The following is a 21,000-nucleotide window of genomic DNA, read 5'->3' on the forward strand; positions in this document are numbered from 1 at the left end:
AATCTCTCAAGCTATTGGCTTTCTTGCATTTCTATTAACCCACCTGCGTTGTGGATTTGAGTAAATCCTTGAGCTCGCAAGAATTGATAGGCTTGTCCTGAACGATTACCACTGCGGCAATACAAAACGATCGGTTGGTCTTTATCTATCTTGGCGAAGTGAGTAGCGACTTCAGAAAGAGGGTAGTTGATGGCGTTGTTCAGATGCCCTTGTTCGAACTCTGCAGGTGTTCTGACATCAACCACTAATGCGCCTTTCTCTATTAATTCCCACCCTGTCTCAGCACGCTCAGAGGCTTGAACGCCTGAACTGAGTAGTGCGATACATAATGCTGAAAGTGAAAGTAAGGTTTTCATTATCTATTCCTTGAATTGGCGAGTGGATTGGGGGGGAGATATTAATGTGTATTGCCCCAAACCTAAAAAACCAGCCACACAATAATAGTGTGACTGGTTTTTACGTAATGGTCTAATTGAAGAAACTAGTATTCGTAGCTGGCTTCACGCTTTTCAGCTTGCTCTTCCCATTTAGGAACAACTGTGTCTAAGAAGTGTTGTTTTTCAGCGTTCATCTTATCCATGTCCATTCCAAGCGCTTTTTGAGCCGCCTCTTTGGTTGAGATGTCTGGAATCTCGATTAGATCAGTGATGCCTTTCTTCGCCAGTAGACGAACAATCTTAGTACGAGCATCGGCTGCGCGGTCAACGGCAGTGCCTAGCACTTCTAGAGCGATTTCAGGTGCATGCATATGTACGCCGTGAGACGCAATAGCGTAGTCCCAACGCCATTGAGCGTGACGGATATCCAGTAGGATAGGCTCCATCTCTTGCTCTGTCGCACCTGCTTCCCATGCCGCGCCTGCTTCAAAGTGAGCGGCAACGATTTGTTTCTCAGCGGTCAGCTTCATGTTTAGCACTTGAGCTTTACGGCTTGAAACGATGTTACGCATGGTTTCTTTAGATTGAGTGTGACAGTTTGCACACGTATCTTCGAAGCGGTCGAATGGGTTACCCACTTTATGGTCGGTATAAACGGTGCCATCTTCTTTGGTCACTTTCGGCATATGACAGTCAACACAAGCAACTTTGTTTTTGCCGTGAATGCCTTCACGCCACGTTTCATAGCCAGGGTGCTGTGCTTTTAGCATTGGCGCTTTAGATACTTTGTGCGTCCAATCTTTAAAGCCGATTCCATCGTAATACTCTTCCATTTGCTCAACACGAGTCCCTTTGTCCCAAGGGAATTTCACGCCTTTTGTTGGCCCTGTGAAGTAGTATTCCACATGACATTGAGCACAAACGGAAGCTTGTTGATCTAAGCGACCTTGGTCTTCAAACTTCTTACCAATCGCATCGAACGCACGTTCAACATAAGGACGCGTCACCTTCAGTGCTGGCTCACCATTTTTAAAGCCTTCGCTTTGGGTATCGTGACAGTCGGCACAGCCAATAGGGTTCACAATCTCGTTGCCAAGACGTGCCCATTTACCTTCAAAGTAACCGTCTTCACCACGCTCTTCGATAACACGTGCTACGTCTGGGCTTTTACAGCTCCAGCACGCCATTGGCATAGGGCCAGAGTTTTCGTCCGTTGGGCCGCCAGTACGAAGTGTTTGTCGTACATCGTCAATCGCATAAAAGTGACCACGTGCCTTGTTGTAATCTTTTGCGAAGCCGTAGCCAGCCCACATGATAACCATGTTGGGATCTTCTTTTAGTGCGTCTTCAATGGTTTCGCTTTCTGAAGTCTGTCTCCATGAATGATATTGATCTGGGTGGTTTTGCTCGAACTGGTCGTTACGAGGGTCGCCAATTTCTTTTTGTTCAGACGCAGCAAAACTGGTTGCGCTTGCTAGTGATGCGCTAACCATTAATAGTGCTGTGACCGAATTACGTATCCAATGCTTTTTCACAGTGATATCTCCAATATACTGATTCTTATACCAAGCGTTGTGAGTTTGCTATTCAAATTAAGAACTGGAGAATTCCTGTTTATATTAATTCATAAACAAACACATTTTGTTACGTGTTGGATATAGCTTGTCTTAGATCAATTAATGGTAGTGACTTCAATCACGTTGAAGTTTATATAACCCTAAAGGGGTATTGCTGGGTAGGGATATTAAAGTTCAATTGATAATTATTATCATATATAACAATCAATTACCTAGATTGACCATGATATAAATAGGGTGATTGCGTTCACAGATTAACCCATTCAAATTTCGTATTACCCAATTAGAGGTATATTCTAACTATAGAAAGCGTTGTGGCTTATCCAAAATAAGAATTGATATCATTTAAGCGGTAATAATATCGTTTAAGGGTACTTTTGTTTAACCGGAATATTATTTAGTTGAGAGTTAAATAATGCCGGTATAAGGAAAGGATAAAATGGGCAATATTAAATTGGCCATAGTCATAATGCTTAAATCCCTTCTAGCATTCTGCCTCTATGGTTATTCCATTCATGCTGTTGCTGAGCCTGCTGTTACGCCAGTAGGAGAATCAACAAGACATGAAGTCGAATTAATACGTGACAAAGACTACAAGTGTGTTCAATGCCATAAAGATTCAAAAGAAACGGTATTGGGTTCACATGGTGAAAGTGCACACGCTTTACTTGGTCGTGAAGTAAATTGTACCGACTGTCATAGTTCTATTAGCCCCGATCACCGTGAAGGTGCACCTGAAGTGGTGAAGTATCGCGCGGCTCAATCACAACCGGGAACCGAGAAGGTTTTCCTAGACCCTAGCTTAATTTTAGATGCCAATAGCCAATGTATAGATTGTCACAAACCGGATGATCTGCGCGAAGCGAGTTGGACCCACGATGTTCACGCGCAAAATTTAACGTGTTCAAACTGTCATGATGTTCATGCGACTGAAGCAAAGGTGCTGGGCTTAGATAAAAAGCAAACCATCAAGCTGTGTGTGGATTGCCATTCAGACTTCAACCAGAAGAAAGAAGAGGAGTAATCTATGAGCTGCTCAAGAAGAAACTTTTTAGCTGGCGCTGGTGCCGTTATTTTTACTACAGGTGTTGCGGGAACGGCGGCGGTAACAAGCCGTAAAACGCTAGCCAATGTTCAAGAGGACGGGGCTAAACGTTATGGAATGATTCATGACGAGACCGCGTGTATTGGTTGCACCGCTTGTACAGAAGCATGTCGTGAAGTAAACAAAGTGCCTGAAGGCGTGTCGCGCTTAGAAATTATTAAGAGCGAACCCCAAGGCGAATATCCAAATGTTGATTACCGTTTTACTCGTAACTCTTGCCAACATTGTGATAATGCACCCTGCGTGATGGTTTGCCCAACAGGGGCGGCCTACAAAGATGAAAAAACTGGCATCGTTGATGTGCATAAAGAGAAGTGTGTCGGTTGTGGTTACTGTTTGTTAGCGTGCCCGTATCAAGTGCGCTTCTTCCACCCTGAGAACAAATCGGCTGATAAATGTAACTTCTGTCGTGATACCAATCTTGCACAAGGGAAGCTGCCTGCTTGTGTCGAATCTTGCCCGACCAAGGCGCTAGTATTTGGCGATCTAAATGACCCTAAGAGTGAGATAAACCAGGTGCTTAAATCTGAGGTGGTTTACAGGGATAAAGCTTATCTAGGCACTCAGCCAAAACTCTACAAAGTGCCACACCAAAAAGGGGAGATTTGATTATGAGTGCATGGGACACAGCTTTTCAGTCTGGTACTGTGGTATGGGACTGGATTATAGCAATCTATCTATTTCTCGCGGGGATGTCGGCAGGTGCCGTAATGATCTCCATTTACCTAAAACGTAAGGTCATTGAAGGCGATCCTGCTCATAATGGGGTGTTAAAGGCCACGGCTTTTCTCGCGCCATTTGGGATCATTTCAGGTCTGCTTATTTTGGTTTTCCACCTGACAAAACCGTTATCCTTTTGGAAGATCATGATCTTCTATAACCCAACGTCTGTGATGTCGATGGGTGTGATCTTATTCCAAGTTTATATGGTGATCCTATTCCTTTGGATCGGCATTATATTCCGAGATCAAATTGTCGTGTTCTTGAATGACCAAGCTTGGTTAAAAGGGCGACTCGATTTCGTAGGTAACTGGATTGGCAAATTGGAAGTGTTTGAGAATGCTTTGGAAATCTTCTTAGCTGTTCTTGCTCTGATGCTTGCCGCTTATACCGGATTCTTGTTGTCAGCTTTGAATACTTTCCCACTATTGAATAACCCAGTGTTGCCGATTTTGTTCTTATTCTCGAGCTTATCCTCAGGAGCGGCGGCGTGTATTTTATTTGGTGTGTTGGTCTTTAAGGAATCACCTCATAGCCCGAGTATTTCATGGATCCACGGATTCGAACGTCCGGTCGTGATGTTTGAGTTGTTTGTTCTTATTACTTTCTTTACTGGGCTTATCTTCGCTGGTGGTCAAAGTGAGCAAGCAGTATGGAACGCAATTGGCAGTGGTTTCTGGGCGAGTTGGTTCTGGTACGGCGTCATCGGTGTCGGCATGGTTTTACCGTTGTTGCTGAATGCAGTGACACCAACCTCAATCCGCCATAGCTCGGTGTATATTTTCTCCGTGACTTCACTAAGCCTAATGGGCGTATTAATGCTGCGAACTTTTGTCCTTTACGCAGGGCAGTTAACGATAGCTTAATTTCGCGCAAGTTTATTAGTGAGCAGATGTCGGATAATAAACATCTGCTTATTAATGAACATGTTTTTAGTAAACATGAGATGCGTGTTCAGATCGGCTCTGCTCTAGCGGAGCCTTATTGAGGTGATATGGTCGGTTCTTTGGGGCTGTTTAGTTTAGTGTTGGTTGCTGTACTCAGTAGCATTATTGGTGTGCATTCGTTTTATCAAATGCTAAACAAACGGACGCAAAATATAAGTTTAATCCGCAGTTTCTCTCTTTCAAGTGCATTGCTTTCTCTCACTTCTGTCGCATTGCTTGGCTATGCTTTTGTCAGTGATGACTTCTCTATTCTCTATGTCGCTGAGCATTCAAATACTCAATTACCCTCATTTTTTAAGCTCGCAGCCGTATGGGCTGGCCATGAAGGTTCCTTGTTATTTTGGGTGCTGACGATCAGCGTCTGGTCTGGCGTGATCGCCTTACAAAAACACTATTCGAATGAATATCAAAGCCGTGTGTTGTGGGTAATGAATCTACTGCTCGCGATATTTGCTTGGTTCACCTTATTCGCATCAAACCCATTTGAAATGAATTCGATTTTGCCGCTAGAAGGGCGTGACCTTAACCCAATGCTGCAAGATGTCGGTCTGATTTTTCACCCTCCATTACTTTATCTTGGCTATGTCGGCTTTTCTGTGGTGTTGGCGTTTGCCGTTGCAGCCTTACTGGTAGATCCAATTGAGTTTGATTGGGTTGCCCATTGTCGCAGTTGGTGTTTGGTTGCTTGGATCTTTTTAACCGCAGGGATCATTCTTGGTTCGTGGTGGGCTTATTACGAATTAGGTTGGGGCGGCTGGTGGTTCTGGGATCCTGTTGAAAATGCCAGCTTGTTGCCGTGGCTTACTTCGACCGCTTTGCTGCACAGCCTAGGCGTTGCAAAGGGCAAACAACAACTACTGAAATGGTCTCTCAGTCTTGCTTTTATTACGTTTTGTTTGAGTATCTTAGGCACCTTTATTGTTCGTTCTGGCGTACTTACATCGGTACACGCTTTTGCTGTTGACCCAACCAAAGGTATCGCACTGCTGCTTATATTGGTTTTGGTACTGGTGAGCTCATTTTCTCTGCTTATCGTTAGAGGGGAGTCTTTTGAATCAAGCCCTATTACCAGCTTCGCCAGTAAGAGCTTTTTGAGTTTAGTCGCGGTACTCATTTTTGTTCTCGCAACAGCCGTGGTCGTTTTCGGCACATTTTATCCAATGGTATTTGAACTGCTTGGACTGGGTAACATATCGGTAGGTGCGCCTTACTTTAATCTATTGATTGCACCTTTGGCGTTGCTTGCGTTGGCCGTCGTAGGTTTAGCCCCTTTGTTGAGTATTAAGCCTCAAGCGTCGAAAGGCGTTATTATGTTGATAGCTCTAGCATCTATTTGTCTCGGGTCCGCCTGTTACGTTTTGCAAGTAGACAAGATTCAAGTGATGGCTCTGATGACATGGTCACTCGCATTTTGGGTTTTACTTACTCACGTTTATGGCTTGGCAGTAACGCACAGTTCCAAGTTCCAACGCAAAGTCTGGGTGATGACCTTTGCCCATGTCGGGGTTGCGGTATTAGCGGTAGGTGCTGCCATGAATAGCTACCACTCGTCTGAGCGCAGTTATAAGTTAAGCCCAGGAGCGGAAGTCGAGTTCATGGATTGGACGCTTGCTCATCGTGATACTGAGCTGTATGTCGCTTCAAATTTTACCGCAGAGAAGGCGATACTCAATCTAGAGTCTGGCGAGCAGAGCTTTCCTATTTCGCCGGAAAGAAGACACTACCAAGTTCGAGTCATGAACATGAGTGAGCCCGCAATGAAGTGGTTCTGGCATGGCGATGTTTATATCACCATGGGAGAGAAAGTAGACTCAACAGGCTATGCATTCCGTGTTCAGTACAAGGCGTATGCACGCTGGATTTGGTTTGGTGGGTTGTTCTCCATTCTCGGCGCTTTACTCTCATTAACTCATCGTAAAAAGAAAACCGTTAAGGCGTCACAGTATGCATACCAGCGTTCGTAACAAGCTCATCACGTTAATTGTCTTGGCATTAGTGATGGTGTTGGGTTTTGCCTTTGCACTCAATAATAAGCAGCAATCTACGACTGTGTCGGAGCAGAAGAGGGCATTTCCTGAATTCGTGTCTGCTGCGTTAGTCAATAGCGAAGGCATCAGTAGCAAACAGGAAATTACGTTGACTGATGTCACTCAGCACCCTTATCAACTAGTGAATGTATGGGCGTCGTGGTGTGGTATCTGCAAAACCGAACATGCTTTTTTACTCAAACTTAATGATAAAGGTATTCCAATTATTGGGCTCAATTATCGAGATAACTCTGCGGCAGCAATCAATGTGTTATTGAGCGATGGCAATCCGTACTCTACTGTGATCAGTGATCCTCAAGGTAAGCTAGCGTTAGAGTTGGGCGTAATCGGCACCCCTGAAACGTATCTGGTCGACGCTGATGGCCAAATCATTAAGAAGTTACTGGGCGTGGTCAATGAATCTGTATGGCAAGAAGAACTTGCGATGTATTTTGATGGTGCGAATGGATGATGAAGTCTTTAATACAAACACTCGTTATGCTGTCTACGCTTATGTTTGTTAGTTTTCCGACTTTGGCGGAAGACCTGTTTACAGCCAGTAATAAAGACACCAGTATTCAAGTTGAACTATTCGAGTTTGAAAACCCTGAACAGCAGCAGCGCGCAATTACATTGGCTAAAACGCTACGTTGCCCGCAATGCCAGAACCAAAACCTGATTGAGTCGAACTCTCCGATAGCAAAAGACTTACGTCTCGTTGTATTCAAAATGGTGAAAGCAGGGCAGAGTAATAATGAAATCACTCAATATATGACAGAAAGGTTCGGCGAATTTGTGCTCTATAAACCTGCAATGAGTGTTTCAAACTTATTACTTTGGCTACTTCCAAGCCTATTATTTCTCTTATTTATATATTTATCAGTAAAAAGTGTTAGAAAGAGCTCATAAAAATTATGTATTACTGTTTACCAATTGACCTGTATTTTGTAACATTAAAGGATTATAAAGGCTAAGCACTGTTATATAAGGATGTGTCTGTGGATAACGTAATCTCAAATTTAAAGAAAGAGTTCCATACTCATGTCCGATCTGACAAATGGGCAGAAAAATACAGTGCAAAATCGAGCATTTCTACGCTTACTCAAGAAGAGTTAACTGAATTAGAGAACGCTTGGGTTCAACTTGTCATCTGGAAGCAAACCCAAGTAAGCTGAACGTTCTGTAAAAATCGTAACTTCAGCCGCAACTGATTAATTTATAACCCCATGTTGGTCATTCCAATGTGGGGTTTTTTGTTACCTGAAAATTATTGTTATAATATAACAATTTGAGCATGGTCGACCTTGAAAAAAATTGTTAACAGCCTCATAGTGTCTATCATTAGATAGTTAGCTACAAAATATTGCCTAGACATATAATGTAGTGTTGTTAAATACATCGAATTTTCAAGTGAGTATAGTTATGGCGGAAGTGCGTGCCAGAATAGATTTCAAAGTAGGGGTAACAAGCAGTATTGATGCTGAACTTCTGTCTTTTCATGGATTGAAAACAGACAAAGAGCATGTTGCTGTGATATTTAAATCAGCAGATAAGACACAAGATATACCTCTTGTTCGTATGCACTCTGAGTGCTTGACTGGTGATGTTTTCCATTCATCTCGCTGTGACTGTGGCGAGCAGCTAGACGAAACCATTAGAATTATGGGTGAGACGGGTGGAGTGATTCTTTACTTACGCCAAGAAGGTCGTGGTATTGGTTTATACAACAAAATCGATGCATACCGCCTGCAAAGCGAAGGTATGAACACTTACGAAGCCAATAACCACCTAGGCTTTGGTGATGACTTACGTGATTTTACTGAAGCAGCAGAAATGTTACGCGCTTTAGGTACCACAAAAATCCGTTTGGTGACCAACAACCCTAAGAAGATCAATGAACTTAAATCCTTTGGTATTGAGATTGAAGAAGTGGTGAATACCTCTGCTCATATCAAATCGGGTAATGAGAGCTACCTGAAGGCGAAAGTCTCACACGGTAAGCATAACCTGGATATCTGATTCGCTTACTTGTTGCGCTTAACATAAAAATGTTTAAAGACCTCACATATGTGAGGTTTTTTTGTATTTATCTTGCAATAAAATTGTAAGTTTGTATTATTCCAATCCGTAGTGCAAATGATAATGGTTTGCACTATTACTACGAATAATAATTTAAAGCTCAACAAGGATGCTTCATGACCATTAAATCTTTAGTGACAAAAGCAGTAACTTCGTCACTCATTTTTGCCTCTGCTTCTTCTTTTGCAGCAGTAACTCAAGATCAAGTTGTAGAACACTATGCAGATATTGCTCATGCCGTGTTTGCCGATTCAGTAATTACAGCAAAAGCGTTGAACTCTTCTATTGATACCTTTTTAGCTTCTCCTTCTGCTAGCAACTTCGAACAAGTAAAACAAGCTTGGCTTGAGTCTCGTGTTCCTTACCAACAGTCTGAAGTGTTCCGCTTTGGTAACGTTGTTGTTGATGATTGGGAAGGCCAACTAAACGCATGGCCACTAGATGAAGGTCTGATTGACTACGTTTCTTCTGATTACCAATATGAGCTTGGTAACGAAGGCGCTAGCGCAAACATCGTGGCTAATAAGACTTTCCAAATCGGTCAGACTACGGTTGATGCAACTAACATTACTCCAGAGCTAATCGCAGACTTGAACGAGATCGGCGGTTCTGAAGCGAACGTAGCGTCTGGCTACCACGCAATTGAATTCCTACTTTGGGGCCAAGATTTAAACGGTACAAACAGCGGCGCAGGTGAGCGTGCTTACACTGATTTCGTTGTTGGTGCTGAGTGTACTAACGGTAACTGTGACCGTCGTGGCGCATACCTAAAAGCATCTGCTGAGCTGCTTATCCAAGACCTAGAGTGGATGGAAAAGCAGTGGGCTGAAGGTGAGAAAGGTAACTACCGTCAAGAACTGCTTTCTGAATCTAGCGAAAATGGCCTACGTAAAATGCTATTCGGCATGGGTTCACTGTCTCTAGGTGAACTAGCGGGTGAGCGTATGAAGGTTGCACTAGAAGCAAACTCTACTGAAGACGAGCACGATTGTTTCTCTGATAACACGCACAACTCTCACTACTACAACGAGCAAGGCATCTACAACGTTTACACGGGTCTATATAAGCGTGAAGACGGCACTCTGCTTTCAGGTCCAAGCCTGTTTGACCTAGTTGAGCAAAAAGACGAGCAAGCTGCGAAAGAGATTCAAAAGCAGTTTGACCTAGCACGTGCACAAGTAGGCCAACTGGTAATGTCTGCTGAGAAAAACAACCAGCACTTCGATCAGCTAATTGCTGCTGACAACGCTGCGGGTAACGCACTAGTAAACAAAACGATTGTTGCGCTAGTGTCTCAAACAGCTGCAATTGAGCGTGCTGCGGGTGTGATTGGCATTGATAGCCTGAACCCAGACACAGCGGATCACGAGTTCTAAGAACCTGAGCCAAAAATAAATATAAGGGCTCTCATTGAGCCCTTAATTGTTTGATCCTCAAGAAAGCCACACCCACATAAAAACTAAAACCAAAAAACACAGCAAGGCAATGTATGAAGTCGTATCTATCAGCCTCACTATTAACCGCACTGTTTGTCTTATCGCCATTACATGCCCATGAAACTTACTCTGGCGGCAAAACGACCGTTAAGAAAGAGGGGGCGAACGCTTTTTCCCTTCCCGCAGCCAACCTACCAATGAGTAAACGCTTAGATTTCAGCGTAGGCAACAGTTTCTTTAGAAACCCTTGGGTTCCCGCACCGTCATCAACTGATGCTCGTGATGGATTAGGACCACTATTTAACACCAACGGCTGCCAAAACTGCCACATCAAAGATGGTCGTGGTCACGCGCCAGAAAAGGGCGATGAGAACGCGGTATCCATGTTGGTTCGCTTGAGCATTCCGGCTGAAACGCCAGAGCAAAGACAAGCCTTTATTCGCGATGGTGGCATCCCAGAACCGACTTACGGTGGCCAGCTACAAGATTTCGCACTTCAAGGTGTTAAACCTGAGGGGAAAGTGAACATCAGTTATACCGATGTTCCTGTTGAATTTAAAGACGGCACGGTTGTTACTCTGCGTAAACCCACTTTAAAAATTACTGAGCTTGCGTTCGGTGAGATGCACCCTAAAACTGAATTCTCAGCTCGTGTTGCTCCGCCAATGATCGGTTTGGGTCTGCTCGAGAGTATTCCTCAAGAGACGATTCTTGGTTTCGCTAAGCAACAAGCAGCGGATAACCAAGGCGTATCGGGTAAAGCCAATTACGTTCTTGATGTTCGCACAAACGAAATAGCACTGGGTCGTTTCGGTTGGAAAGCCGGACAGCCAAATCTAATGCAGCAAAATGCAGCGGCATTTAATGGTGACTTAGGCCTAACAAGCAGCTTATTCCCGAACGAAAACTGCACATCTGCACAATCGACTTGTGATGATTTCCCAAATGGCGGTGAGCCAGAAGTCAGCGACAACATCCTAGATTTTGTTGAGTTCTATTCGCAGCACTTAGCAGTACCTATTCGTCGTGACGTTGATAACCCTGCTGTCGTGCAAGGTAAAAAACTGTTCAAAGACGTTGGCTGTCAAAGCTGTCATCAAGCTGAGTTCCGCACGGCAGAGCGAGAAGGTCTGCCAGCATTATCTAATCAGTTAATTAGCCCATACACCGATATGCTGCTGCATGATATGGGGGAAGGCCTAGCGGATAATCGCCCAGAGTATCTGGCTAACGGTCAAGAGTGGCGCACCACGCCATTGTGGGGGTTAGGTTATACCAAAGAAGTGAATGGTCATACGTTCCTGCTTCATGATGGTCGTGCAAGAAACGTTATGGAGGCGGTACTTTGGCATGGCGGTGAAGCAGAAATGGCAAAACAAAACGTACTGTCTTTGAATGCGACTGAGCGTGAAGCACTGCTGGCGTTTTTGAACTCGCTGTAGTCGGACTGAGATTTAGCGGTTTAACTACTCAGCTAACCTAAAGAACACAACCGCTGAACTTGTAGGAATACGAGCTCAGCGGTCGTTTCATATTTAGTGAACTCATATAATTAAAAGAAAAATTAGGAAGTAAGGTAACAGCATGACACATAAATTTTTGTTAATGCCTTTGTCGGTATTAATCATGGCAGGCTGTCAATCATCGGGTGAGCAGACTGCTTCATCTGAGGTTAACGGTGTGTCCTATCAAGCCGACACGGCAAGTCATATTAGTCGCAGTGTCTATCAACAAGAGTTTGATTCTGCAGTTCTATTTGCCAAGCAAGCCAGTGAACTAGAAGTCTTGATGCAGGGTTACTGCCAAACCAATAGTGTTGAGCTTGATACGTTGAAAGCTCAGTGGCAGCTTACAATGAACAGTTGGATGGCACTACAAGGCCAAGAAAGAGGTCCAACAGCAGCGCTTGAAGAGAGCTGGAATGTTCAATTCTGGCCAGACAAAAAGAACACGACGGGTCTTAAGATGCGTCAGTTAACTCAGCAGAACAAAGCTTGGACTCAAGACGAAATCGCGCAGCAGAGTGTGACGGTTCAAGGGCTAGGTGCGTTGGAGTGGTCTCTGTACGACGAGCAATCTCCATTACTGCAAGACAAAGCGTCTGGTTGTCTATCTTCACCAGCGATCGCACAAAACTTGGCAATGAAATCGGCCTCTATTGCTGAGGCATGGCAGGTTAACCCTTGGTTAGCGCTAGACGAGACTCGTTGGGAGTCTGAATACATCGCTTTATTGACCAACCAACTTGATTACAGCATGAAAAAGCTGAGTCGCCCGATGGCGAAAATTGGTCATCCGCGTCCTTACTTCTCGGAATCATGGCGTGCACAAACCTCGATGACTCAACTAAAAGCGAATGTAGCAGCACTTCAGAATTTGTACCTTGCCGATGGCAATGGCTTAGACGGCTTGTTGAGAGAGAAGGGCTTAAACGACCTTGCTGACCGTGTTGCTGACCAGTTCACATTGACGCTAGATACTTGGCCTACAGACTCAAGCTTGTTTGAGTTATTGCAGAGTAAAGAGGGCTACCGAGATGTGCTGACTCAATACAACAAACTAGAACGTTTGAAGTACCTGATTCATGAAGAAGTGGCGATAGAGCTTGGCGTGGTAATAGGATTTAATGCTACCGATGGTGACTGATACTACGCGAAGAACGCTACTCAAGGCTGCACTGGGTTGTGCAGCTGTTCCATGGCTTCCGTTTGGCTGCGCTAGTCGCTCTGGTGCTGTGAGCTCATCTAATGATCCTCAGCTGATAGGATGTGCGCTGAATGGGCGAGGTCAATATTCAGCGGTTGTGGCTGACGAATATGGAATGCCATTGAGTCAACTGCCGATTCCAGATCGTGGTCATGGCGTCGCGATTTGCCCAACCTCATCACATGCGGTGGTTTTTGCTCGTCGTCCTGGTGACTATTTTATGGTGTTTGACTATAAAAACGGTCAGCAGATCAAAATGGTCGTGAAAGGTAAGAACCGTCACTTCTATGGTCATGGCGTTTACTCATTAGATGGTAAGTTACTGTATGCCACTGAAGGGAAAACGGACAGCAGCCAAGGTGTGATTGGCGTTTACGATGTCGCGCAAGGCTATCGTAAGGTCGAAGAGTTCAGCGGTTTTGGTATTGGGCCTCATGAAGTGATCATCATGCCGGATGGTAATCTCGCGATCGGCGTTGGTGGCGTTCATACTGATGGTAGAACACCGAAAAACCTAGATTCGATGCAGCCGAGCTTGAGTTATATTTCTCCTGAAGGCGCGCTGCTTGATCAGGTTGAATTGTTGGATAAGAAGCTGAGCATTCGACACTTAGCCCATGATGGTGCTGAAACCGTGCTTTGTGGCCAGCAATATCGTGGTGAACCAGATGAGTATCCTTCGCTATTGGCGATGCATACTAAAGGCGGGCAGTTTGAATCACTGAACGCAGAGCCAGAGCAATGGGCAAGGTTCAATCACTATATCGCCAGTATTGCGGCGTCAGATGATTGGATTATTGCGACTTCGCCAAGAGGCAACTGCTACGGTATTTGGTCCAAAGAGAGTAAAGAGTTAGTCGAACTTTCTGCGCTATCTGATGCCTCTGGTGCCGTGTTACTTGATGGAGAGTTTCGATTAAGCTCTGGGGCGGGAAGTGTGGTTAGTCAGCGCAAGCCTTATGAGAAATCAACTCAGCAATCATCGATCCAATGGGATAACCATTGGAGCTCAATCTGATTCATAAAGCCTCTTAAAAATAACATGCTTACTCCCATTTCTTTGCCATACTTATTAGATTATGGGGATGGAGTTAAGCATGTTAGCGAAATACTTCTGTGGATTATTGGTGTTAGTTTCTGTGCACGCATGGAGCTATACGAGTTCTGACGAGAGCCGTTTCATTCCGGCTGATTCAGAGCTCTCTTTTATGCTGATTTATCCAGAGCTTACCCAGAGTATTTATCAAGACACTTCTCTTCCTATCCTTTGGGATTCGCCAGAACTGGTTAAAGCGTTTGAATTTCAATTGTCGCTTCTCGAACAAGCTCAAATGGCACCGCTCTTTGAACGACAACTTAAGCAAATCCGTCACTATCAATCCTACGCTCAATGGCAAGAGTTGGACATATTACTTACCGATACCTTTATCTACTACCTAAGCTACGTTGAAAATGCGCCACTTGCCGGTAAGGAGTGGTACTTTTCGGGTAAGCTACATTCCAAATTACCAGCGCCTTCGCCCCATATTCTGATGAGACTGAAAAGCAGTGTCGCCAATGATTACTTATTGGAGATGGTGTTGTCTTACGCACCGCCAGTGGGGGATTTCGACCAATTCAAGGCGACTTATTCAGTATTAGAAACCGCGTCCGAGCTCAAGATTGATCGGTACAGACATAAAGGCTTGAAACGCTTGGGCGACCAGCTTTCAGATAAAGCCATTCTTGTTGAACGTATTGCCTTGGTCGGTGTTGATACTTCGATGATCGCGGTCGATTTCCCTAAGTTCGATCGAGATCTGCAAACGGCGATTAAGTCCTTCCAGCGTATGCACGGTCTTACAGACGATGGGATCATCGGCCCTGACACGATAAAGTGGGTCAACATGGGCTTTGATGATCGATTAACCTCATTGGCTCTGAATGCTGAACGTGTTCGTTTGTGGCCAAGAGACCGAGATTCTCTCATCGTCGTTAACGTGCCGAGTTTTGACATGAAGTACTGGGAAGATGGCGAAGAGGTGTTTGAGTCTAAAGTCGTCGTGGGAAGAAAATCGCGAAAAACACCGCTTTTAGAGATAAACCTAGATTCTGTCATTCTAAACCCGACTTGGAATGTGCCATGGAAAATCATGGTCAAAGACATACTGCCTAAAGTAAAAGCGGACGAAAGCTACCTTGAAACGAACAACTTCCAAGTGATTGACGGTTGGCGTTCAATGGAAACGGTCGACACCACAGAGATCGATTGGCAGACAATCAACTTCAATTCGTTTCCATATCGGATGCGTCAGCAGGCTGGCTCGCGAAATGCATTAGGTTTGTATAAGTTCAACACACCTAATAAGCGAGCCATTTACCTGCACGATACACCAAGTAAAGGCCTGTTTAATGACGACTTCCGTGCTTATAGCTCAGGTTGCATACGTGTTGAACACGCAGAAGAACTGGCTGAGTTATTGTTTGCCACTAAGGTAAGGAAAGTCCCGAACCAAAATGCTGACCTCGCTCCGAATACTAAGGTTCGCCTCAAGAAGCGGATTCCAGTGCATATCATCTATCAAACCGTGTTGTTTGAAGAGGGCGGCATACAGTACCGCGGTGATATCTACCAATATGATAAAGAGGGTGGTTGATTGAAATGAGTTCAACTAAGGTGATCTTGACCAAAAAATGACAACCAAGCTTCTATTGATAAAATTATAATTAGTATCAATAACTAACCGTACAAAGGTTACAAATACTAACGTTTTGCGCGGTTTTTGTACGTTGACGCAGCAAATGCCATTATGTATCGTGCATTTTTCGTTCGATCTAATTGGTTTTTTGCTGTATGTCTCAAAGTTTATTTTCACGCCGTCAGTTTCTGACTTACGCTGGTGGTACTGCTGTTGTCGCCTCTCTTACTCCTTCTATCGCTTTTGCTTCATACCCTGATCAACCAAGAACGATTAGCATGAACAATCTTCACACTGGTGAACGTTTAGAGACTTGTTATTTCGATGGCACTAACTATGTCGGTGACGAAATGGCACGCCTTAGCAAACTATGTCGCGATTTCCGTCGTAATGAAATTCACCCAATGGACAAGAACCTGTTTGATCAGATCACTCAGATTCAAAACGTGTTGGGTATTCAAAAAGAAGTTCAGATCATCTCTGGTTACCGTTCTCCAGCGACCAATGAAGCACTTCGTTCTAAGTCGAGTGGTGTGGCTAAAAAGAGTTACCATATGTTAGGTAAAGCAATCGACTTCCGTATTGATGGTGTTGATCTGAAAGAGCTGAGAGACGTAGCTAAAAGCCTGAACGCAGGTGGTGTGGGTTATTATGCGCGTAGCAACTTTATCCATATTGATACTGGTCCAGTACGAAGCTGGTAGCTCTAGGCTCTGTGGTGAACTGAAGCGGTAGGCACTTGTCAAAGTAGACATCCAATGTCATAGTTTGCCCAAATTTCAGTTTGCCCTCTAAGGTTTGTATATGTCTCTTAAGTATCAAGTTGTACCTGTTACCTCTTTCGCTCAAAACTGCTCGATTGTGTGGTGTGATGAAACCATGGAAGGCATCGTTGTTGATCCAGGTGGCGACATCCAACAGCTAGCTGCAATCATCGAAGAGCTAGGTGTGAAGGTGGTGAACTTGGTGCTGACTCATGGTCACTTAGATCATGTTGGTGGTACGGTGCCACTTTCAGAGATGTTGAACGTTGAAATTGTTGGCCCACATAAGGCTGATAATTTCTGGTTGCAAGGCCTAGAGAATCAAAGCCAAATGTTTGGTTTCCCACTGTGTAAAGCCTTTGAACCAAACACTTGGTTAGAAGAGGGCGACAAAGTGACTTTTGGTAACCAAGTTATCGATGTGATTCACACGCCGGGCCACACGCCAGGTCACGTTGTACTGTTCAGTGAGCAAGCACGTATAGCATTTGTAGGTGACGTGTTGTTTAACGGTGCAATTGGCCGTACTGATTTCCCACAAGGTGATTTCAATACACTTATCGCTTCAATCAAGACTAAGCTTTGGCCGCTAGGCAGTGACGTAACATTCGTTCCGGGTCATGGCCCTGAATCGACATTCGGTCGTGAGCGTGCATCAAACCCGTTCGTCGCAGATGAAATGCCACTCTACTAAGCCTCTGACCTAGTAAAAGAACGATTGAAAATGAAGCTTAGCTTTTGTTATGAAAGCTAAGCTTTTTTATTGGGTGCGAGTTTATTTATGAACCGGTTTGATTTTAATCAGAGAGGCGCTCGGCAGCGGCTAAGTAGCGTCGAGCCAGACCAACAAACTCTTCTCCACTAATATTCAAATCATGGGTTGATATGAAAATGTCATAACCGTGGAAGCCTCTTTGGTACTTCATCCTGTTGGCGAGCATCGCCTGTAACCCTGAATAGTCTTTGATTATCGCATTTTGATTATTTGCTTCATCGTGTGAATCCGCATCCATTTGTGCTTGTTGAGCGTTGAAATGCACCTCGTCATTACTCTTTGATTCTTTATATTGGCTCAATTCAACACACCCGTTTTCGGTACAACGAGTGTGGTAGTGCGATGAGTCTAAAACCATATCTTCAAAGTTTGACTCTTTTCCCGCTTGTTTAGCACCTAGATACAAAAGTGCTCGTTGGCTCAGCAATAACTCACAGGTGATTTTGGGGCAGATCGAATCGAGGTAGGGCGAGTAATCTTTAACCTTGATACCAATCCAAGGCAGAGGTTGGTGCCAACCATCTTGTTCATAGGTGCAAAGGCCAATTTTTTGGATGTTGTTCCACTTTAAGACCCAGCCCCCTTTATAAAAATGTTGTTGAAAATGAGTCGGGGTGAGTGTGAACATCACTCGGCTGCGCAGCATCAAATAGTAGCCGGTTCCCAGAAGGGCAATACTGCAAAAAGCACCCACGATCAGTAACTTTGGGTTGTCACTGTAGAGCGCAACGATCAAGCAAATGAAGCCTAAAATAACGGCGAGGATACGGTACGAGCGAGTGAATGAAGGCAAAGAGAAATTAGTAAGGTGACGAGTGTCCATAGGCAACACCAAGTTTTCATATTTTTGTCTGGATGGATAACCAGTGTATATGACCCTGAATTGATAAGTCGATGTTTAAATAATAGACGCTAGTAGACAATATCGGTATTTTTCGTCGACTTTCGACGCTTCACTCTACAAATAGCTCCTGTTTTTTGGTATAAATCGCGCTTCAAATTTTCACCACTGCGAAAAGAGCAGTGAACTGGAGAAATATTCAATGAGACTTGCTCATAAGCGTAAGGTGCAGGCTAAACTGCAGAAACGCACTAAAGCGGCTGTAGTTAAAGCAGTGGCAACGCCGAAAAAAGCGAAGCCTGTCGCAGAGAAAGTTGTAGCAGAAAAAACTGTAGCAGCAAAACCAGCGGTAGAAAAAGCAGTAGCAGCAACTAAAGAAGTTGCAGTAGCACTGACTCCTAAGCAACAACAAGTTCTAGACATCGTTGTTAGCAATGCTGAAGGCATTAACCCTAAAGGTATCGGCCTAGCAGCTGGTCAAGAAGACGCGAAAGCAGCTTCATGGGCAACAGGCGCATTGAAAAAACTTCTTGAAGAAAACCTAGTAGCGAAAGAGCAGCTAGCAGGTAACAAGGTTATCTACAAAGCTATCTAATCCTTTGGGATTCTATTCGCTTCGTTAAGTTTTTAAGCCTCGATTTTCGAGGCTTTTTTGTATCTGTCATAAACTTCATTTATCGCTTATTCTCATTTACCGGTTATTCCCATTCCAATCTACCGTTTAACTTGTTCACTTTAACTTCTAGCTTTGCTTCTCATCAGCAAGCCCTAAAGTAGGGCGCCTTACTAAAAAGCGCGGGTGACTTTCCCTAAAATGCAGCAATGGATAGAGCTTCATCACGAAATGGGAATCAATTGTTAATCGCGGTTCATTATAACTACTTAGGTATTTATCAATACGCATTCCCTTGGTGAATATCCAAACTCCTTTAAAATCGACACTATTCAATCATCTCCTACGTAGTTCTACTTAATCCTTTGGTCTAATACGTAACTTTGCTCACGCCATGCGTGCGTGCTCTCCCTGATATCTTGTTGCTTCATCGCGGTGCACTCTTAGGTTGAATCATAAAAAATGCTCAAAGAAAGAGTGTTAACCCAACAAAGGACGTGAACATGAGTCTCATTTCTAACTCCCTTACACGAGTTTTTAAAAACGTAGCGGTAACTGCTGCGGCTTGTTTAGCTTTGGTCGCAACCGGTGCAACAGCTGCGGATAAGGTTTATCGTTTGAAACTTGCTGAAACATGGGGACCTAATTTCCCTGTTTTCGGTGATGCAACGAAAAACATGGCAGCGATGGCTGAGAAGATGTCGAATGGTCGACTGCAAATCAGAATCGATTCAGCGAACAAACACAAAGCCCCTCTAGGCGTTTTTGACATGGTTAAGTCTGGTCAATACGACATGGGTCACTCAGGCTCTTACTACTGGAAAGGTAAAGTTCCAAACACTCTTTACTTCACTTCTATGCCTTTCGGTATGACGCCAGCAGAACAATACGCGTGGTTCTATCACGGTGGTGGTATGGAGTTGATGGAGCAAGTTTACTCTCCACACAACTTGATGTCGTTCCCAGGTGGTAACACAGATATTCAGATGGGTGGTTGGTTTCAAAAAGAGATCAACAGCGTTGAAGATCTACAAGGTCTGAAAATGCGAATCCCAGGCTTTGCCGGCGAGATTCTTGCTGAGCTAGGTGCTAAACCGACGAATATTGCCCCAGGTGAACTTTACACGTCTCTAGAGCGTCGCACGATTGATGCACTAGAGTGGGTAGGTCCATCACTTGATCTGCGTATGGGTTTCCACAAAATCGCGCCGTACTACTACACAGGTTGGCATGAGCCGGGCTCAGAGCTTCAATTCCTAGTGAACAAGCGCACTTGGAACAAGCTGCCTGAAGATCTACAAGAAATCTTACGTGTTGCAATGCGTACCGCGGCTTACGACATGTACACACAAGCTACGCACGAAAGTGGTAAGAACTGGGTTTCAATGAAGACTGAGTACCCAGATGTACAAGTGAAAGACTTCCCGCCAGCGGTTATGTCTGCACTGAAAGAAGCGAATGATCGCCTACTTGCTGCACATGCTGAGAAAGATGAATTGGCGAAAGAGATCCAAGCTTCACAAGCAAGTTACCTAGAGCAAGTGCGCTCATGGACGGATATTTCACATAGAGCTTACCTAAATAGCCAAGCGAAATAATCGCCCCTTGTTGAACTGAATTTAAATGAACCCGACGCTTTTCTTATTGAGTATTTAAGAGCGAATAAGCCGAGGGTTCATTTTAAACATAATAATTAAATGCCCAAGAACCCTTTCTACGTCGTGCCTATTGCTAGCTATAAACTGAATCGTTTTTAGTTGGGTTAGCTGTACTGCGCGATGTCTTTTCAAATTCCATGGAGTCGGGAATGCGAAGTCTAATTTATATTGAACGCCTGTTTAATCGTATCGGTGATGCACTGGGATGGCTTTCCAGTATGTTGTTTATTTTACTGATCGCCAACGTCGTGTATGACGTTGTCATGAGATATGCATTCAACGATGTCTCTATCGCCTTCCAAGAGATGGAATGGCATCTGTTCTCTGCCGTTTTCCTATTAGGTGTGCCATATGCCATCAAAGCGGGTGGTCATGTTCGAGTCGACGTCTTCTATGAGCAGTTGAGCTTTAAAGCGCAAGCCATTATTGATCTGTTAGGTACGCTTATCTTCCTACTGCCGTTTTGTTTGCTGGTAGCTTGGTTTGGTATTGATGTGGCCAAAGAGAGCTATGAACTTGGTGAAACCTCAGGCGATCCGGGTGGCCTGCCGTATCGCTGGATCATCAAAGCCATGATCCCGTTGTCATTCTTCTTAATGGCACTCAGTGGCGTAGGTTTGATCCTGCATTCACTGAACAAGATTTTTAATCCGCACCTTATCCATGCAAACAATATTCATACAAAGAACAAGTAGAG

At 44.3% G+C, this 21,000-nt stretch carries 21 protein-coding genes; 18 read left to right on the forward strand and 3 right to left on the reverse strand.

The features are described from left to right. Positions 1-11: 11 nt before the first annotated feature. Together ACED45_RS13130 and nrfA are read right to left on the reverse strand one after the other, a co-directional pair. Positions 12-356 carry a rhodanese-like domain-containing protein gene (locus tag ACED45_RS13130; protein ID WP_048659578.1) on the reverse strand — a complete coding sequence of 115 codons (345 nt, stop codon included), beginning with the start codon at positions 354-356 and terminating at the stop codon, positions 12-14. A gap of 125 nt (positions 357-481) precedes the next feature. After that, positions 482-1,912 (reverse strand): ammonia-forming nitrite reductase cytochrome c552 subunit, encoded by a 1,431-nt coding sequence (gene nrfA, locus ACED45_RS13135; RefSeq protein WP_371714216.1) that lies wholly within the window; start codon positions 1,910-1,912, stop codon positions 482-484. Positions 1,913-2,393: 481 nt separating this feature from the next. On the opposite strand from nrfA, the gene nrfB reads away from it, so the two are divergent. The 15 genes from nrfB to ACED45_RS13210 all read left to right on the forward strand — a co-directional run bounded on the left by nrfB (position 2,394) and on the right by ACED45_RS13210 (position 17,110). Beyond that, on the forward strand, positions 2,394-2,978 hold the full coding sequence (nrfB, locus tag ACED45_RS13140; RefSeq protein ID WP_017101427.1) for a cytochrome c nitrite reductase pentaheme subunit: 585 nt from the start codon (positions 2,394-2,396) through the stop codon (positions 2,976-2,978). Positions 2,979-2,981: 3 nt separating this feature from the next. Then, on the forward strand, positions 2,982-3,668 hold the full coding sequence (nrfC, locus tag ACED45_RS13145) for a cytochrome c nitrite reductase Fe-S protein (protein ID WP_060982429.1): 687 nt from the start codon (positions 2,982-2,984) through the stop codon (positions 3,666-3,668). 2 nt (positions 3,669-3,670) lie between these two features. Continuing rightward, on the forward strand, positions 3,671-4,645 hold the full coding sequence (gene nrfD, locus ACED45_RS13150) for a cytochrome c nitrite reductase subunit NrfD (RefSeq protein WP_048607198.1): 975 nt from the start codon (positions 3,671-3,673) through the stop codon (positions 4,643-4,645). A 128-nt stretch (positions 4,646-4,773) separates the two neighbouring features. Further along, the gene (locus tag ACED45_RS13155) at positions 4,774-6,690 is read left to right on the forward strand and encodes a heme lyase CcmF/NrfE family subunit (protein ID WP_285953952.1); all 1,917 of its coding nucleotides are present in this window, start codon (positions 4,774-4,776) and stop codon (positions 6,688-6,690) included. After that, positions 6,671-7,225 carry a DsbE family thiol:disulfide interchange protein gene (locus tag ACED45_RS13160; RefSeq protein WP_048664733.1) on the forward strand — a complete coding sequence of 185 codons (555 nt, stop codon included), beginning with the start codon at positions 6,671-6,673 and terminating at the stop codon, positions 7,223-7,225. Before ACED45_RS13155 ends, ACED45_RS13160 begins: the two co-directional genes overlap by 20 nt. Then, positions 7,222-7,662 (forward strand): heme lyase NrfEFG subunit NrfF, encoded by a 441-nt coding sequence (nrfF, locus tag ACED45_RS13165; RefSeq protein WP_048669252.1) that lies wholly within the window; start codon positions 7,222-7,224, stop codon positions 7,660-7,662. The genes ACED45_RS13160 and nrfF overlap by 4 nt, the downstream gene beginning before the upstream one ends. Positions 7,663-7,751: 89 nt before the next feature. Continuing rightward, entirely contained in the window at positions 7,752-7,928 is a 177-nt protein-coding gene (locus tag ACED45_RS13170; protein ID WP_017063565.1) for a hypothetical protein, read from the forward strand. A 247-nt stretch (positions 7,929-8,175) separates the two neighbouring features. After that, positions 8,176-8,772, forward strand: coding sequence for a GTP cyclohydrolase II (locus ACED45_RS13175; RefSeq protein WP_009848836.1), 597 nt, complete (start codon positions 8,176-8,178; stop codon positions 8,770-8,772). A gap of 176 nt (positions 8,773-8,948) precedes the next feature. Next, positions 8,949-10,208 carry an imelysin family protein gene (locus ACED45_RS13180; protein WP_102530457.1) on the forward strand — a complete coding sequence of 420 codons (1,260 nt, stop codon included), beginning with the start codon at positions 8,949-8,951 and terminating at the stop codon, positions 10,206-10,208. 113 nt (positions 10,209-10,321) lie between these two features. Continuing rightward, on the forward strand, positions 10,322-11,710 hold the full coding sequence (locus tag ACED45_RS13185) for a di-heme oxidoreductase family protein (RefSeq protein WP_102480658.1): 1,389 nt from the start codon (positions 10,322-10,324) through the stop codon (positions 11,708-11,710). A gap of 142 nt (positions 11,711-11,852) precedes the next feature. Beyond that, entirely contained in the window at positions 11,853-12,914 is a 1,062-nt protein-coding gene (locus ACED45_RS13190; RefSeq protein ID WP_371714217.1) for an imelysin family protein, read from the forward strand. After that, entirely contained in the window at positions 12,904-13,992 is a 1,089-nt protein-coding gene (locus tag ACED45_RS13195; protein ID WP_371714218.1) for a DUF1513 domain-containing protein, read from the forward strand. Before ACED45_RS13190 ends, ACED45_RS13195 begins: the two co-directional genes overlap by 11 nt. A 79-nt stretch (positions 13,993-14,071) precedes the next feature. Next, entirely contained in the window at positions 14,072-15,610 is a 1,539-nt protein-coding gene (locus ACED45_RS13200; protein WP_371714219.1) for a L,D-transpeptidase family protein, read from the forward strand. Between the two features lie 197 nt (positions 15,611-15,807). After that, the gene (locus ACED45_RS13205; RefSeq protein WP_102432394.1) at positions 15,808-16,356 is read left to right on the forward strand and encodes a YcbK family protein; all 549 of its coding nucleotides are present in this window, start codon (positions 15,808-15,810) and stop codon (positions 16,354-16,356) included. A 100-nt stretch (positions 16,357-16,456) separates the two neighbouring features. Next, positions 16,457-17,110: an MBL fold metallo-hydrolase gene (locus ACED45_RS13210; RefSeq protein ID WP_102432395.1), complete on the forward strand. Its 654-nt coding sequence runs from the start codon at positions 16,457-16,459 to the stop codon at positions 17,108-17,110. A gap of 103 nt (positions 17,111-17,213) precedes the next feature. Here ACED45_RS13210 and ACED45_RS13215 read toward each other — a convergent pair whose 3' ends face one another. Continuing rightward, positions 17,214-18,014 carry a DUF2982 domain-containing protein gene (locus tag ACED45_RS13215; protein ID WP_123422889.1) on the reverse strand — a complete coding sequence of 267 codons (801 nt, stop codon included), beginning with the start codon at positions 18,012-18,014 and terminating at the stop codon, positions 17,214-17,216. Positions 18,015-18,234: 220 nt separating this feature from the next. On the opposite strand from ACED45_RS13215, the gene ACED45_RS13220 reads away from it, so the two are divergent. From ACED45_RS13220 to ACED45_RS13230, 3 genes are all read left to right on the forward strand, one after another. After that, the gene (locus ACED45_RS13220; RefSeq protein ID WP_004733388.1) at positions 18,235-18,627 is read left to right on the forward strand and encodes a hypothetical protein; all 393 of its coding nucleotides are present in this window, start codon (positions 18,235-18,237) and stop codon (positions 18,625-18,627) included. 521 nt (positions 18,628-19,148) lie between these two features. After that, the gene (locus tag ACED45_RS13225; protein WP_123295016.1) at positions 19,149-20,243 is read left to right on the forward strand and encodes a TRAP transporter substrate-binding protein; all 1,095 of its coding nucleotides are present in this window, start codon (positions 19,149-19,151) and stop codon (positions 20,241-20,243) included. 209 nt (positions 20,244-20,452) lie between these two features. Continuing rightward, the gene (locus ACED45_RS13230; protein WP_017060958.1) at positions 20,453-20,998 is read left to right on the forward strand and encodes a TRAP transporter small permease subunit; all 546 of its coding nucleotides are present in this window, start codon (positions 20,453-20,455) and stop codon (positions 20,996-20,998) included. Positions 20,999-21,000 lie beyond the last annotated feature (2 nt).

The sequence above is a fragment of the Vibrio crassostreae genome, from assembly GCF_041439375.1.
GTDB lineage: Bacteria > Pseudomonadota > Gammaproteobacteria > Enterobacterales > Vibrionaceae > Vibrio > Vibrio crassostreae_D.